The following is a 12,765-nucleotide window of genomic DNA, read 5'->3' on the forward strand; positions in this document are numbered from 1 at the left end:
GGTAGGTTCCATGGGTGAAACCAAGAAGGTCGGGATGCCACCTTCATCCTTTATGACCGTGATCTTGGCTTTTGCGGCAAATATTCTGGTTGCCGCGGCAAAAACTGTCGCCGCCATACTTACTGGCTCCGCTTCGATGATCGCCGAGTCCGCACACTCCTGGGCCGATACCGGAAACCAGGTCTTCCTGCTGGTGGCTGAGAGGAGATCCTCGAAGAAGCGGGATGTGGCCCATCCGATGGGCTACGGCAGGGAAGCGTACGTGTGGTCGATGTTTGCGGCCTTTGGCTTGTTCACCGCGGGTGCCGTTGTGTCCGTGATGCACGGCGTCCAACAGCTTTTCGCACCGGAGCCCGCCAGCGATTTTGCGGTCGCCTATATTGTCTTGGCAATATCTTTTCTCCTCGAAGGTGGTTCGTTCGTCCAGGCGTTCCGGCAGGCTCGCGAGTCCGCGAGGGAGCTTGAACGCCGCACTTTGGAGCAGGTGCTCAAGAGCTCGGATCCCACTATGCGTGCGGTCTTCGCCGAGGACAGTGCCGCTCTGATCGGCTTGATGATTGCTTTCCTGGGGATCTTCCTGCACCAGCTCACTGGCTCGCCACTTCCGGATGCGCTCGGATCCATCTTTGTCGGCATCCTCCTCGGTGTCATCGCGGTGGTGCTGATTGATCGCAATCGTCGCTTCCTCGTCGGCCAGGGCGTTACGCCCGAACTTGAGAAGTCGATGGCGACCAGGGTCATGGAACACCGGGACATCGAGCGCCTGACGTATCTGCACCTGGAGTTTGTCGGTCCGCGAAAGCTGTACCTCGTGGCGGCGGTAGACATCAAGGGTGACCTCCGGGAACATGAAGTAGCCGTCGCCCTGCGCCGCGTCGAACGCGAACTTGAGGACGAGGAGACGGTCGAGGAAGCCGTATTGACCCTCGCCACCCCCGACGAACCCTCTTTGACCTTTGGCGTTCCGCAACCGTCGCCGGCCGTTGAGTAAGGCAGCATCGGCAATCCGGGGGCGCGGCCCTCGCGAAAACAAGTACACGCCACTCGTGCCATGCTGCACTCAAAGTTGTTGACTCAAGTGACCGGCATCCGCGCACGGTCAGGGGACGCCGATCCCAGCTGGCCAACGGCAGGGTCGGCCGAACGATAGAACCGGCGCGCCGGAAGCACAGCCGAATTTCGAGGGGAGCTGCAATGGACGCGCAACTATGGATCTGGATCGTGGTGGCGATTGTGATCATTGCGGTGATCGTCGCCGTCGTCGTTTACGGGCGCCGTGCAAAGAACGCCGCTAACCGCAAGCGCGCTGCGGACCTTCGCGAGAAGGCCCGTGCCGACGCCCTCGGAGCTCATGAGCGCAACGCTGAAGCCGCGCGGGCGGCGGCCGACGCCGCCCGGGCCGAGAGCGAAGCGGAACGGTTGCACAAGGAGGCCATGGACAAGCAGAGGGCTGCCGAACGGGCCAACGAAGTCTCCCAGGACAGGTTGCGCCGGGCAGAAGAGTTGGACCCCGATGCCGGCAACCGTTCGGACCAGACTGGAGCGGAGGGCCGTCGGGACAGGGACGACGATCAAGGCGACGAGGAGGGCCCCCGGTCCCCGAGACCCTAGGCTGCCGTCACACCCCACCTGCAGTAGGTGCGGCTTGGGGTTGCTCTGCCAGTTCCTGTGTGGCGGCCCAGCTCGCGAGAAGGCGCAGGGCGTCTGCCGAGGGGGAACCAGGTTCCGCAGGGTAGATGAACAGGGAGAGGCCCGTGTCCGCCGACAATTCCATCGCCTCGAACAGCAGCCGGAGTTCGCCCACCACGGGGTGATGGAAATGCTTGAAACCGCTGTAGTGGCGGCGTACGTTGTGCGCGGCCCAGCGGGTGCGGAATTCCTCGCTGCGGGTCGAAAGCTCTCCGACGAGGTCGCTTAGCCCGCGGTCGAAGGGGTCGCGGCCGGCCTCGGTCCGCAGGATGGCCACCATGTTGTTGGCAGCGAGTTCCCAGTCCGGGAAAAACCGCCGGGCCCGTCCTTCATCCAGGAAAATGAATCGCGCGTAGTTGGCCGGCCGGACCGGGTTGACGTACATCTCGGAGTGCAATGCGTGGCCGAGCCTGTTGGCGGCGAGGATGTCCATGCGTGCGTTGCGGACAAATGCGGGAGCGTCAGTGATGGCGTCGAGGGCAAATTGGACACTCGGTCGAAGATGTTGCGGCGCAGATCGACGCTGCCGCTTGCTTGTTCCGGCGGCGCGGGCCAGATCGAACAGGTGTGCGCGCTCAGCTTCGTCAAGGTGCAACGCCCTGGCCAACGCTTCCAGGACGCTTTCCGACACTCCCGCAAGGTTTCCCCGTTCCAGCCGGGTGTAGTACTCAACGCTTACCCCGGCCAGGGTTGCGACTTCCCCGCGACGGAGCCCGGGTACTCGCCGGTTGCCGCCCGACGTCGGCAGCCCCGCCTGCTCGGGGGTGATCTTCGCACGCCGGGAAGCAAGGAAATCGCGGGCGTCGTTCCGGTTGTCCATGCGGTCAACGATAGTGACCTTTCAGGTCCCTGAGGGAGTCCCTGCCAGTACCTCTATCAACCCCCGGTGCTAGAAAATGTGGAAGTCCCCGGCGTCGGCGTTCGCGGACGGGTACACCACGGGTTCCCGCCCCAACTCAAGCAGGACGTCGTTGATGCTCATTTGCCCGTCGAGTTGGACGGCCGGGACGAAGGCGGTTTCGGATTCGACTTCAGCGGTCATGGATCGATCTTATGTGCGGCGGGCCCCACGGAAGCGATGAACACGCGGCCTTCCGGCTAAGACGCCTAGCGTTGCTTTATGGTCCAGGATCACGGCTTCTGGGACGCGGCTGCGGAGGGGGAGAGGTCGGACAGGGAGAGCGGATGCGTCGGAGCCGCCGGGAAGGGCTGGCTGATAGTCACAGCCAGATCCGCATTGACGTGGACCAGTGCGCCGGCGGTCAGCGCCCTCCACTCCGGGTGCGCATCCATCGGTTCGGTGGCGATGAGGACGTGTCCGGAACGGGCCAGATCCTTGCTGTGGGCGCGGATGCGGGAGCTCCGTGCGTCGAGGGGAGCTCCCTCGCTGGAACGGGCAGGCAAACGTTGCAGAATGTGCAGCTCATGCGTGTCCGGGTATCTGACTGCCCAAAGCCCGGAGGCCGTCGTCAGGATGAGGTTCAGGCTGAATACCGGAAGCTCCTTGGCGATCCAGCTGATCGCTTGGATGATACCTTCGCCGACATCGCCATCCGCGCGTCTGCTCTCCGCGGTGATCAGTGCAAAGAGGCGCTCGCTGTCGGTCTGGCCCTTGACCAGATCCGCAACGCCGAACTCAGCCAGCCGCCGGTCAAGCCGTTCAAGATCGCCAAAGGCGCCGTTGTGCGCGAACAACCTCCCGTCCTGCTCGAACGGGTGCGTGTTGACCATGGTGTGGGCGCCGGTACTGGCATACCGCACGTGGGCCAGGAACGTCGTGCTCTTCAGGACCCGCGCCTCACGCGCAAAGGCGTGGTCCTCCCATGCGGCGAGTGGCTGTTTGGCCACGTGGGCCTTACCGTCACTGTCAAAGGTGCCTATGCCGGCGCCGTCGGGCTCGCGCCGGCTCTGGTCGGCGAGGCTGTCCGGCGCGTCCAGAAGCCAGAATGTGGCCCGGACTGCCTGCGAACCGGCATGCAAGCCGAACAACCGGCACATGGCACACATCCTTCCTTGAAGCGGCCGGGCTTGAAGGTGCCGGCTAGTGATGGAACGCCTGGGTTTGCCCGCCTGAGGGCATCGGTGAGGTGAGGCCGTCCAGGTAGGCCACTTCCTTCTTGAGATCGGCCAGGAAACTGGATGCGAGGTCTCGCGTGAAACCGTTGCGGACAACGATTCGTTGGACTGTGATCGCGCTCAATCCCTCCGGCATGGGGTAGGCAGGGACGAGCCATCCGTTCATCCGCAACCGTTCGGACAAGTGATGAAGGTTCCAGTTCTCCGTGTAGCCGTCCGTGAGCTGCCAGGCAAAGACCGGGATGTCCGATCCGTCGCTCCACAAAGTAAACGGCTCCATCGCCCCTATTTCACTTGAGAGATAGAGCGCTACGTCGCGGGAGCTGGCCTGAACGGATTTGTATCCCTCGTATCCGAGCCGGAGGAACAGGTAGTACTGAAGGAGTACCTGGGCACCAGGGCGTGAGAAGTTCAGGGCGAAGCTTGGCATGTTCCCGCCCAGGTAGCTGACATGGAAGATCAGGTCCTCGGGGAGCGCTTGCTCGTCCCGCCAAATGATCCAGCCCAAGCCGGGATAGACCAAGCCGTACTTGTGGCCGGATGTGTTGATCGAGGCAACCCGCGGCAGACGGAAGTCCCAGACTGTCTCCCGTTGCAGGAAGGGCGCAACCATGGCTCCGGAGGCGCCGTCGACGTGGATCGGGACATCAAAGCCGTGCTTTTCCTGGATCTCGTCCAGCGCCGCCGAGATTCTTTCCACGGGTTCATAGACCCCCGTGTACGTCACACCCATGATGGCCACAACGCCAATGGTGTTCTCATCCACGTACTTGTCCAGTTCGTAGCCGTCCAGCATTTGGTGTTCCTTCGACACCGGAACGTAGCGGGCCTCGACGTCCCAGTAGTTGCAGAACTTCTCCCAGCACACCTGCACGGCCGAGCTGAGGACCAGGTTGGGTTTGTCGGTGGAAAGGCCGGACGCGCGGCGGGCATGCTGCCAGCGACGTTTCAAGGCCAGGCCGCCCAGCATGCACGCCTCGGAGGATCCGATCGTGGAGGTCCCAATGGACTTGGCGGGATCGGGCGCGTTCCACAAGTCGGCGAGCATCCGCCAGCAGCGGGTCTCGATCAAGGCCGTCTGGGGGTATTCGTCCTTGTCGATCATGTTCTTGTCGAACGTTTCGGCGTACAGCTTCGACGCTTCCGGTTCCATCCACGTCCCAACGAACGTCGCCAGGTTCAGGCGGGAGTTGCCGTCCAACATGGCTTCGTCGTGGACAACCTGATAGGCAGTCGAAGGAAGGGACTCACCGTCCGGAATGGTGAACCGTGGGAAAATAGTGGATTCTCCCGGTCGGCTGAACACCGGGTTCAACTCAACTGCAGTGTCGGGTTCATGGGCTGATGTTCGGTGTGACCTATTGATGGTTCGCTCCTTTGACTCGCCGCTGGGCCGGCCGTTGCTGTGGCATGGCCCGCCAAGGCCCCACGCTACCGTGGGCGGCCGCCGTGCCCAAGCCCTTCAAGCCGTCATCGCTCGAGGCGGCCCCAGTGGCCGTTCCTGTTCCGCGCCATGGTGCCAAAGTGGCTGCTGGTGCATAATCGCAGGGACGAAGCTCTCCCACAGCGAGCCTAGGAGGCACCAATGTCGATGCAGGACACTCCGGAAAATCCGCAGCCCGGGGAAACGCAAAGTGTTCCGCTGCCGGGATCGAACCGGGCTCCCGCTCCGGGCGTCCGGGACGTTCTCGGTCCCGTCGATCCTTCCCGTCGGATCGAGGCGACGGTCATCCTGAGGCGCCGGGAAGAAATGCCCGAGGTTCCGGCTGCGGCGCTTTCGCTGGACGAACTGGCCTCCCGGTACGGCGCATCGGCCGCAGACCTGGATCTGGCTGTACGCACTTTCGCCGACCTCGGTCTCGACGTTGTGGAGTCGGACGGCGCCAGCCGCAGGATTCGGTTGGCTGGAACCGTGGAGCGGATGGGCAGCATCTTCGGGACGTCCCTTGACGAGCTGACGAGTCGCAGCCCGGATGGCACTGCTGTCACCCACAGGCATCGCACCGGGGGCCTCCAAGTGCCTGCAGCCCTCGACGGCGTCGTGGTCGCCGTCCTCGGCCTCGACGACCGGCCGCAAGCCCGGGCCCAATTCCGCGCCATTCCCTTGGCCGCGGCCAGTACCAGCTACACCCCGCCCCAGCTGGGAAAGATCTACAACTTCCCTGAGGGGACGGACGGAACGGGCCAAACCGTTGCCATCCTTGAGCTGGGCGGCGGCTTCGGACAGCAAGACCTTGACACCTACTTCCAAGGCCTAGGTATCGCGACGCCGAGCGTCACCGCGGTGGGAGTCGACGGCGGGGCGAACCAGCCGGGGCAGGATCCGGCGGGCGCCGACGGGGAAGTCCTGCTCGACATCGAAGTAGTCGGCGCCTTGGCGCCGAAGGCCAACATCGTGGTCTATTTCGCACCCAACACCGACGCCGGGTTCCTGGATGCGATTGTCGCAGCCTCCCATGCAAATCCGGCGCCGGCCGCGATCAGCATCAGTTGGGGCCAGAGCGAAGACGCCTGGACCGCCCAAGCCCGGACGGCCTTCGACCAGGCCATGGCCGATGCTGCCGCCCTCGGGGTGACGGTGACAGCCGCAGCCGGGGACAACGGCAGTGCGGACGGCGCAACGGACAACAAGGATCACGCCGATTTCCCGGCGTCGAGCCCGCATGTGTTGGCCTGTGGCGGAACCCGCCTTCAAGCAGACACCGCGACGGGAGTCATCAACGCGGAAACTGTCTGGAACGACGGCCCCAACTCGGCTACCGGCGGGGGATACAGCGACGTCTTTCCGGCTCCCTCCTGGCAGTCCGGCATCTCGGGACACGCCAAGCACAAGCCTGCGCCCAAGAAGGCCGGAAGGGGCGTCCCGGATGTCAGCGGCGTTGCCGACCCGCAGACCGGTTACCGGGTGCGCGTCGACGGGAAAGACATGGTGATCGGCGGAACCAGTGCGGTCGCACCGCTCTGGGCGGCCCTCGTCGTCCGCCTCGCCCAGGCCACCAACAGGCGCTTCGGGCTGATCCAGCCGCTGCTGTACCAAAACGGCACCCAGCCGGCGTCGGGGTTCCACGACATCACCACCGGCTCCAACGGAAGCTACCATGCCGCGACCGGCTGGGATCCCTGCACGGGCCTGGGCAGTCCGGACGGCAGTGCCCTCCTCGCCAGGCTTCAAGCCGGGGGCTTGGCTCGGTAGACTGGTTGGTGTCCTTTACAACCGCAGGTTTCAAAGGAGGCTACACAATGGCTGGATACTTTGAGCTGATCGACGGACCCGACGATGGGTACAGGATTGCACTACGCGACGGCGACGGCGACATTCTGGCGATGTCCACAACTTTTGCCACCAAACAGTCGGCTGTCCGCGGGATATCGACTCTCCGGGAGATCGCCGGAACCGCCCTGGTCAAGGACAGAAGCCATGGCCGGTGGACCCCGTCCCTTGAGCGGCAGGCCCACCGCTTGCATCTGCTCCACCAACCGGCATGGCGGAAACACGAAGTGAGAAGCGCCGCAGGCCGAATGTAGCCCAGCGTTAGGGCGGTTTCGCGGACCGCACCACAGTCCAGACCCACAGTCCTCCCTATGACGGGTTGCACGGGCAGCAATAACCTATGCCAAAATAGCCGTCCTGCGCCGCGTCTCCTCGGCGAAAAACGGCACGCCCGCGCCTGCTTTGGCTGCCCCAGCCGGAGCGGATACGATGGACGATGGCTGGCTGTGGTCCCCGTACGCCACAAGCTATGAAGCCTTATCAATGAATAGGAGACACCCGTGTCAGATGCCCAGCAGATCACCCTCATCGTGGATGGCGAAGAGACCAAGGTGACGGAAGGGACCACCGGCGCGGAACTCTTCTTCGAGCGCCGCGATGTCGTAGTGGCCCGTGTCGACGGCGAGCTCAAGGACCTTGACCAGGTGCTGCCCGAGGGTGCCCAGGTTGACGGCATCACCATCGACTCGCCGGACGGCCTGAACGTCCTGCGCCACTCCACCGCGCACGTCATGGCCCAGGCCGTGCAGCAGCTTCGTCCGGACGCCAAACTCGGAATCGGCCCCTACATCACAGACGGCTTCTACTTCGACTTCGACGTTGCCGAGGCCTTCACTCCCGAAGACCTGCGCCAGCTCGAGAAGATGATGCAGAAGATCATCAACCAGAACCAGAAGTTCGTGCGCCGCGTCGTCACCGAAGACGAAGCCCGCGAAGCCATGAAGGGCGAGCCCTACAAGCTCGAGCTGTTGGGCAAGAAGAACGACGCCGCCGACGCCGGCGAGGGCGTCAACGTCGAGGTGGGCGCCGGGGACATCACCATTTACGACAACGTGGACCGCAAGAGCGGCGAAAGCGTCTGGTGCGATCTTTGCCGCGGCCCGCACCTGCCCAACACCAAACTGATCTCCAACGCCTTCGCCCTGACCCGTTCCTCGGCGGCATACTGGCTGGGCAACCAGAACAACCAGCAGCTGCAGCGCATCTACGGCACCGCCTGGCCTACCAAAGACGCGCTGAAGGCTTACCAGGAGCGCATCGCCGAGGCCGAGCGCCGCGATCACCGCAAGCTCGGCGCGGAGCTGGACCTGTTTTCCTTCCCGGATGAGCTGGGCTCCGGCCTGCCGGTGTTCCACCCCAAGGGCGGGATCATCCGCAAGGCGATGGAGGACTATTCGCGCCAGCGCCACGTCGACGCCGGATACGAGTTCGTCTACACCCCGCACATCACCAAGGGACATCTCTACGAAGTCTCAGGCCACCTTGACTGGTACAAGGAAGGCATGTTCCCGGCGATGCACATCGACGCGGAATTGAACGACGACGGCACCGTGCGCAAGCCCGGCCAGGACTATTACCTGAAGCCGATGAACTGCCCCATGCACAACCTGATCTTCCGTTCACGCGGGCGCTCCTACCGGGAACTGCCCCTACGGCTCTTTGAATTCGGTTCCGTGTACCGCTACGAGAAGTCCGGTGTTGTCCATGGGCTGACCCGCGTGCGCGGCATGACACAGGACGACGCCCACATCTACTGCACCCGCGAGCAGATGAAGGACGAACTCACCACAACCCTGAACTTTGTCCTCGGCCTGCTCAAGGACTACGGACTGGACGACTTCTACCTTGAGCTGTCCACCAAGAACGAAGACAAGTTCGTTGGGGAAGACGCCGCCTGGGAGGAAGCCACCCGTACCTTGGCCGAAGTAGCCGAGGCCTCGGGTCTGGAACTGGTGCCGGATCCGGGTGGAGCAGCGTTCTACGGTCCCAAGATCTCCGTGCAGGCCAAGGACGCGCTGGGCCGCACCTGGCAGATGTCCACCATCCAGCTGGACTTCAACCTGCCTGAGCGTTTCGAGTTGGAGTTCCAGGCCGCCGACGGCACCCGCCAGCGGCCGGTCATGATCCACCGTGCGTTGTTCGGCTCGGTAGAGCGCTTCATGGGCGTACTCACCGAACACTACGCGGGGGCTTTCCCCGCCTGGCTTTCGCCCGTGCAGGTGGTTGGCATTCCGGTGGCGGAGGCGTTCAACGACTACATGTTCGACGTCGTCGGCCAGCTCAAAGCTGCGGGCATCCGTGCCGAGGTAGACATTTCCTCGGACCGTTTCCCGAAGAAGATCCGCACTGCGAGCAAGGACAAGATTCCCTTCGTCCTCATTGCCGGCGGGGAGGACGCAGAGGCCGGTGCGGTGTCGTTCCGCTTCCGTGACGGCAGCCAAGACAACGGTGTACCCGTTGCCGAGGCCGTCCGAAGGATTGTGGACGCCGTCAAGAACCGCGAGAGCTGACGAGTCGGACACCGCGGGGGCAGGGAACAGTGCAGGAGAACACGGGCGTGACAGCTGATTATCCGGGCGATGCCGAAGTGACTGACGACTTCGGCCTGGCAGGTGTTCCCGATGCCTTCCAGCGCCTGTGGACTCCGCACCGCCTGGCCTACATCAAGGGCGGGCAGAACCAGTTCAAAGACCAGGACGACTGCCCTTTCTGCGTGGCACCGAGCCGCACCGACGAGGAATCCCTCATCGTGCGCCGCGGCAAGACGTGCTACGTGGTGCTCAATTTGTTTCCTTACAACCCCGGTCATTTACTGGTGTGCCCATACCGCCATGTTCCGGACTACACGGACATCACGGTGCAGGAAACAGCGGAAATGGCGGAACTCACGCAGACCGCAATGCGGGTGCTGCGCAAGGTGGCCAACCCGAGCGGCTTCAACCTGGGCATGAACCAAGGTGTGGCGGGCGGGGCGGGAATCGCCGCCCACCTGCATCAGCACGTGGTTCCGCGCTGGGGTGGGGATGGAAACTTCTTTCCCATCATCGCCCAGACGAAGGCCGTGACGCAGACGCTCGGCGAAGTCCGCCAGCAGGTGGCCGACGCCTGGCCTGAAGAGTCGGATCTGTCCGGGTCGGATCTGTCCGGGGAGACGGATGCTTAATCGGCATGCCCGCGGGTTTTTCACCGGGCTGTTCTCACCCCTTGCCCGGTTCCTGCTCAAGGTGGGCGTCTCGCCCGACGCGGTTACCGTCGTCGGGACCGCCGGGGTCATTCTCGGCGCCCTGATTCTCTACCCCCTGGGCCAGCTCTGGTGGGGTTCTTTGCTGATCGCCGTTTTCGCCCTGTCCGACGTCATAGACGGCATTATGGCGAGGGAACAGGGACGCAGCGGCCCGTGGGGAAACTTCCTCGACTCCACGCTGGACCGGTTGGCAGACGGCGCCATATTCACCGGCGTCGCAATCTGGTTCTTCACGGGCGGCGGGAACAGCACGATCGCCATCGCGTCCCTGGCCTGCCTGGTGCTCGGGATGGTGGTTTCGTACGCCCGCGCCAAAGCTGAATCGCTGGGCTTCTACGCCAATGTGGGCATCGCCGAACGCGCGGAGCGACTCATTTCCGTGCTCCTCGTCACCGGTCTGACCGGACTCGGCTTGCCTCCCGTCGTCTTGCTGGTGACCCTTGTCTTGCTCGCCGCCGCTACGGGCGTCACCGTCGTCCAAAGGATGGCGGCCGTCCGCGAACAGGCGATGGCAGACGTCGACGGCGGGACGCCCGCCTGATATGTAGGTCTGGTTGTCAAGAGGCATGGATGAGCGGCTCCTGGTTGTTGGTTCCGGGGGCCGCTCATCGTGTGCCGGCCGGTCGTGGCGGGGGTGTTGGCGAGTCTTTCTCGACTGCAGTGTCCAGGCTGACATGCGCGGGTTGGTTACCGCATGACGATTTGTTCGGCTGGAGCTTTATCGGTGTCTAAGGTCGAGCGTCCAACGGTGGGTCATCCGTGTGCTCATAGGCGGGTCCCGAGTTCGCTCCGTGTGCTGCCAGCTCACTTCCGCCACCTCCGGGGGCACGTTCACGTCAGGCCGCGTTCATGTGTTGTCCTTGCTGGAGCGGGGCGGCCAGCGACCAGCACCAGCCAGCGAGTTCGTGGGCGATCGCGGTGTTTGCCTTGACTGACATTTTGTGCCGCTCATCGAAGTGTTCCCACTTGTGATGGAGCCGGTGGTTTCCTTCCAGGGCGCGGATGCGGGTTGCCGGGGCGACGAGATCGAGCTGGCGCAGCAGGCGTTCCCCGGGCCGGGCGTAGGGGCGCCGGTGCTGCCACGCGGCTTCGATGAGGAGTTTGCGGGCATAAGTGTTCCCGGCCTTGGTGATCGGGCCCTGGTGCCGGGATTGGCCCGAGGAGTTCTCACTGGGCACCAGCCCGAGGTAGGAGCCGATGGAGGAACCGGTGAACCGCGTCCAGTCCCCGATCTCCACGGCCAGCCCGAACGCGGTCGTCATCTGGATGCCCCGCAGGCACATCAACGCCCCAATCACCGGGGAGTAGCGGCACGCCGCGGCCGTGGCCGCGACGTGCTTGTCGATGCGCGCCAAATGCCCGGCGAGCAGCTCGGCCTGCTCGACATCTGCTTCGTAGGTGAACTGCAGCGCTGGTTCCTCAAAACGCTGTCGGTGCAGCCACAGGCTGTGTTCCTTCGTCCACCTGTTGTCCTTGGGATAGCGGATGCCGTGGCGCAGCAGGACGGCGTTCACGTGCTGGCGGGCGTGCGCGAGGTCTTTGGCCGCGCCTGCGCGCAGCCGGGACAGATCCCGCAGCGCTTCTTCCTCAAGAGCCGGGATCCGCACCTCGGTCACCGAGCCGACGGCGAGCATCTCGGCAAGCACCCGGGCGTCGCGCCGGTCAGTTTTGATGCGGTCCCCGGGGGCGTGGAGCAGTTTCGAGGATGCCGCGACCACGCAGTTGATGCCTGCGGCGCGCAGGTAACGGGCCAGGACAAACCCGGTGGGTCCTGATTCGTAGACGACCCTGACGGGCGGCTCGAACCGGCGGATCCACTCCAGCACCATCGCAGGGTCAGCGGGCATCGTGTGCTGCGTGATTTCGCCGGTGGCCGGGTTCAGCGCATGGCCCACCACGTTGACCGCGTGAACATCCAGACCAATGAAAGTATGCTCAAACATAGCCGGGACCTCCCAAACCTCACATGTGGCACTACCATTGCACTCCCGAGGAGCCGTCAGGCCAAGGGAGCCGTTAATGGCAACCCACGGCCCTGTGAAACAGAAGGCCCCGGCCCCACAACCCTCTCGGCCGTTCCCTTCCCGTCCGGGACAAAGGACATCACCGCCGGGGATCAGGCCCCGCAGCGCGCCCCTTCATCGGGAGGCAAGCGGAGAACGCTCAAGCCGGGCGCTGCGGGACCGCCCCGGCGAAAATGGCCGGCCCGGACGGGCAGGACCTGCAACCCTTCCTTCATATCGTCTAAACAGGCGCGTTTTCACCCTGGCGCGTTTTCGCCCCGGCGCGTTTCTTGTCTGGCCGGTTTATGTCCGGGTGGGTCTGAAGTGGTGGTTGCGTCGGGGTGTTTGGCGGGGGTCGACGTGGGGCGGGGGTGTGAACCAGGGCACGCCGGATTTGGTGGTGATGGTCCAGTGTTCTTTGTGGATGACGTGGTGGTGGTGGCTGCACAGGAGGGTGCCGTTGTCGGTGCTGGTGGTGCCGC

Annotated in this window: 12 protein-coding genes and 1 pseudogene; 7 read left to right on the forward strand and 6 right to left on the reverse strand. The window is 64.1% G+C overall.

The window, feature by feature from the left end; genetic code table 11:
• Positions 1-10 precede the first annotated feature (10 nt).
• Together AB0323_RS15410 and AB0323_RS15415 are read left to right on the forward strand one after the other, a co-directional pair.
• Positions 11-991, forward strand: a complete 981-nt coding sequence (locus tag AB0323_RS15410; RefSeq protein WP_366178092.1) for a cation diffusion facilitator family transporter — start codon at positions 11-13, stop codon at positions 989-991.
• Between the two features lie 203 nt (positions 992-1,194).
• Positions 1,195-1,611 (forward strand): hypothetical protein, encoded by a 417-nt coding sequence (locus AB0323_RS15415; protein ID WP_366178093.1) that lies wholly within the window; start codon positions 1,195-1,197, stop codon positions 1,609-1,611.
• A gap of 7 nt (positions 1,612-1,618) precedes the next feature.
• On the opposite strand, the gene AB0323_RS15420 is transcribed toward AB0323_RS15415, so the two are convergent.
• The 4 genes from AB0323_RS15420 to AB0323_RS15435 form a co-directional block, all read right to left on the reverse strand.
• Positions 1,619-2,509: a helix-turn-helix transcriptional regulator gene (locus AB0323_RS15420; protein ID WP_366178094.1), complete on the reverse strand. Its 891-nt coding sequence runs from the start codon at positions 2,507-2,509 to the stop codon at positions 1,619-1,621.
• A gap of 69 nt (positions 2,510-2,578) precedes the next feature.
• Positions 2,579-2,731 carry a hypothetical protein gene (locus AB0323_RS15425; RefSeq protein ID WP_172465612.1) on the reverse strand — a complete coding sequence of 51 codons (153 nt, stop codon included), beginning with the start codon at positions 2,729-2,731 and terminating at the stop codon, positions 2,579-2,581.
• 89 nt (positions 2,732-2,820) lie between these two features.
• The gene (locus tag AB0323_RS15430) at positions 2,821-3,687 is read right to left on the reverse strand and encodes a class II glutamine amidotransferase (RefSeq protein WP_366178095.1); all 867 of its coding nucleotides are present in this window, start codon (positions 3,685-3,687) and stop codon (positions 2,821-2,823) included.
• A 43-nt stretch (positions 3,688-3,730) separates the two neighbouring features.
• The gene (locus AB0323_RS15435; RefSeq protein WP_366178102.1) at positions 3,731-5,131 is read right to left on the reverse strand and encodes a glutamate decarboxylase; all 1,401 of its coding nucleotides are present in this window, start codon (positions 5,129-5,131) and stop codon (positions 3,731-3,733) included.
• Between the two features lie 219 nt (positions 5,132-5,350).
• Here AB0323_RS15435 and AB0323_RS15440 point away from each other — a divergent pair, with 219 nt between their 5' ends.
• The 5 genes from AB0323_RS15440 (at position 5,351) to pgsA (ending at position 10,821) form a co-directional block, all read left to right on the forward strand.
• The gene (locus AB0323_RS15440) at positions 5,351-6,958 is read left to right on the forward strand and encodes a S53 family peptidase (protein WP_366178096.1); all 1,608 of its coding nucleotides are present in this window, start codon (positions 5,351-5,353) and stop codon (positions 6,956-6,958) included.
• Positions 6,959-7,005: 47 nt separating this feature from the next.
• Positions 7,006-7,290 carry a YegP family protein gene (locus AB0323_RS15445; protein WP_364542318.1) on the forward strand — a complete coding sequence of 95 codons (285 nt, stop codon included), beginning with the start codon at positions 7,006-7,008 and terminating at the stop codon, positions 7,288-7,290.
• A 246-nt stretch (positions 7,291-7,536) separates the two neighbouring features.
• Positions 7,537-9,546: a threonine--tRNA ligase gene (gene thrS / locus AB0323_RS15450; protein WP_366178097.1), complete on the forward strand. Its 2,010-nt coding sequence runs from the start codon at positions 7,537-7,539 to the stop codon at positions 9,544-9,546.
• A gap of 29 nt (positions 9,547-9,575) precedes the next feature.
• Positions 9,576-10,199: an HIT domain-containing protein gene (locus AB0323_RS15455; protein ID WP_366178098.1), complete on the forward strand. Its 624-nt coding sequence runs from the start codon at positions 9,576-9,578 to the stop codon at positions 10,197-10,199.
• Positions 10,192-10,821 (forward strand): phosphatidylinositol phosphate synthase, encoded by a 630-nt coding sequence (gene pgsA, locus AB0323_RS15460; RefSeq protein WP_366178099.1) that lies wholly within the window; start codon positions 10,192-10,194, stop codon positions 10,819-10,821. The genes AB0323_RS15455 and pgsA overlap by 8 nt, the downstream gene beginning before the upstream one ends.
• A gap of 295 nt (positions 10,822-11,116) precedes the next feature.
• Here pgsA and AB0323_RS15465 read toward each other — a convergent pair whose 3' ends face one another.
• Together AB0323_RS15465 and AB0323_RS15470 are read right to left on the reverse strand one after the other, a co-directional pair.
• On the reverse strand, positions 11,117-12,223 hold the full coding sequence (locus AB0323_RS15465; RefSeq protein WP_366178100.1) for an IS110 family transposase: 1,107 nt from the start codon (positions 12,221-12,223) through the stop codon (positions 11,117-11,119).
• A gap of 363 nt (positions 12,224-12,586) precedes the next feature.
• A pseudogene (locus tag AB0323_RS15470) lies at positions 12,587-12,765 on the reverse strand (HNH endonuclease); the annotation flags it as partial.

It is taken from the genome of Arthrobacter sp. NPDC080031 (assembly GCF_040702485.1).
GTDB lineage: Bacteria > Actinomycetota > Actinomycetes > Actinomycetales > Micrococcaceae > Arthrobacter.

Excerpts from the sequence above, each read along its gene's own strand:
- AB0323_RS15420 (WP_366178094.1), bottom strand. The coding sequence starts at position 2,509 with ATGGACAACCGGAACGACGCCCGCGATTTCCTTGCTTCCCGGCGTGCG.
- AB0323_RS15445 (WP_364542318.1), top strand. The coding sequence starts at position 7,006 with ATGGCTGGATACTTTGAGCTGATCGACGGACCCGACGATGGGTACAGG.
- AB0323_RS15465 (WP_366178100.1), bottom strand. The coding sequence starts at position 12,223 with ATGTTTGAGCATACTTTCATTGGTCTGGATGTTCACGCGGTCAACGTG.
- AB0323_RS15430 (WP_366178095.1), bottom strand. The coding sequence starts at position 3,687 with ATGTGCCGGTTGTTCGGCTTGCATGCCGGTTCGCAGGCAGTCCGGGCC.
- AB0323_RS15440 (WP_366178096.1), top strand. The coding sequence starts at position 5,351 with ATGTCGATGCAGGACACTCCGGAAAATCCGCAGCCCGGGGAAACGCAA.
- AB0323_RS15410 (WP_366178092.1), top strand. The coding sequence starts at position 11 with ATGGGTGAAACCAAGAAGGTCGGGATGCCACCTTCATCCTTTATGACC.
- AB0323_RS15415 (WP_366178093.1), top strand. The coding sequence starts at position 1,195 with ATGGACGCGCAACTATGGATCTGGATCGTGGTGGCGATTGTGATCATT.
- AB0323_RS15425 (WP_172465612.1), bottom strand. The coding sequence starts at position 2,731 with ATGACCGCTGAAGTCGAATCCGAAACCGCCTTCGTCCCGGCCGTCCAA.
- pgsA (WP_366178099.1), top strand. The coding sequence starts at position 10,192 with ATGCTTAATCGGCATGCCCGCGGGTTTTTCACCGGGCTGTTCTCACCC.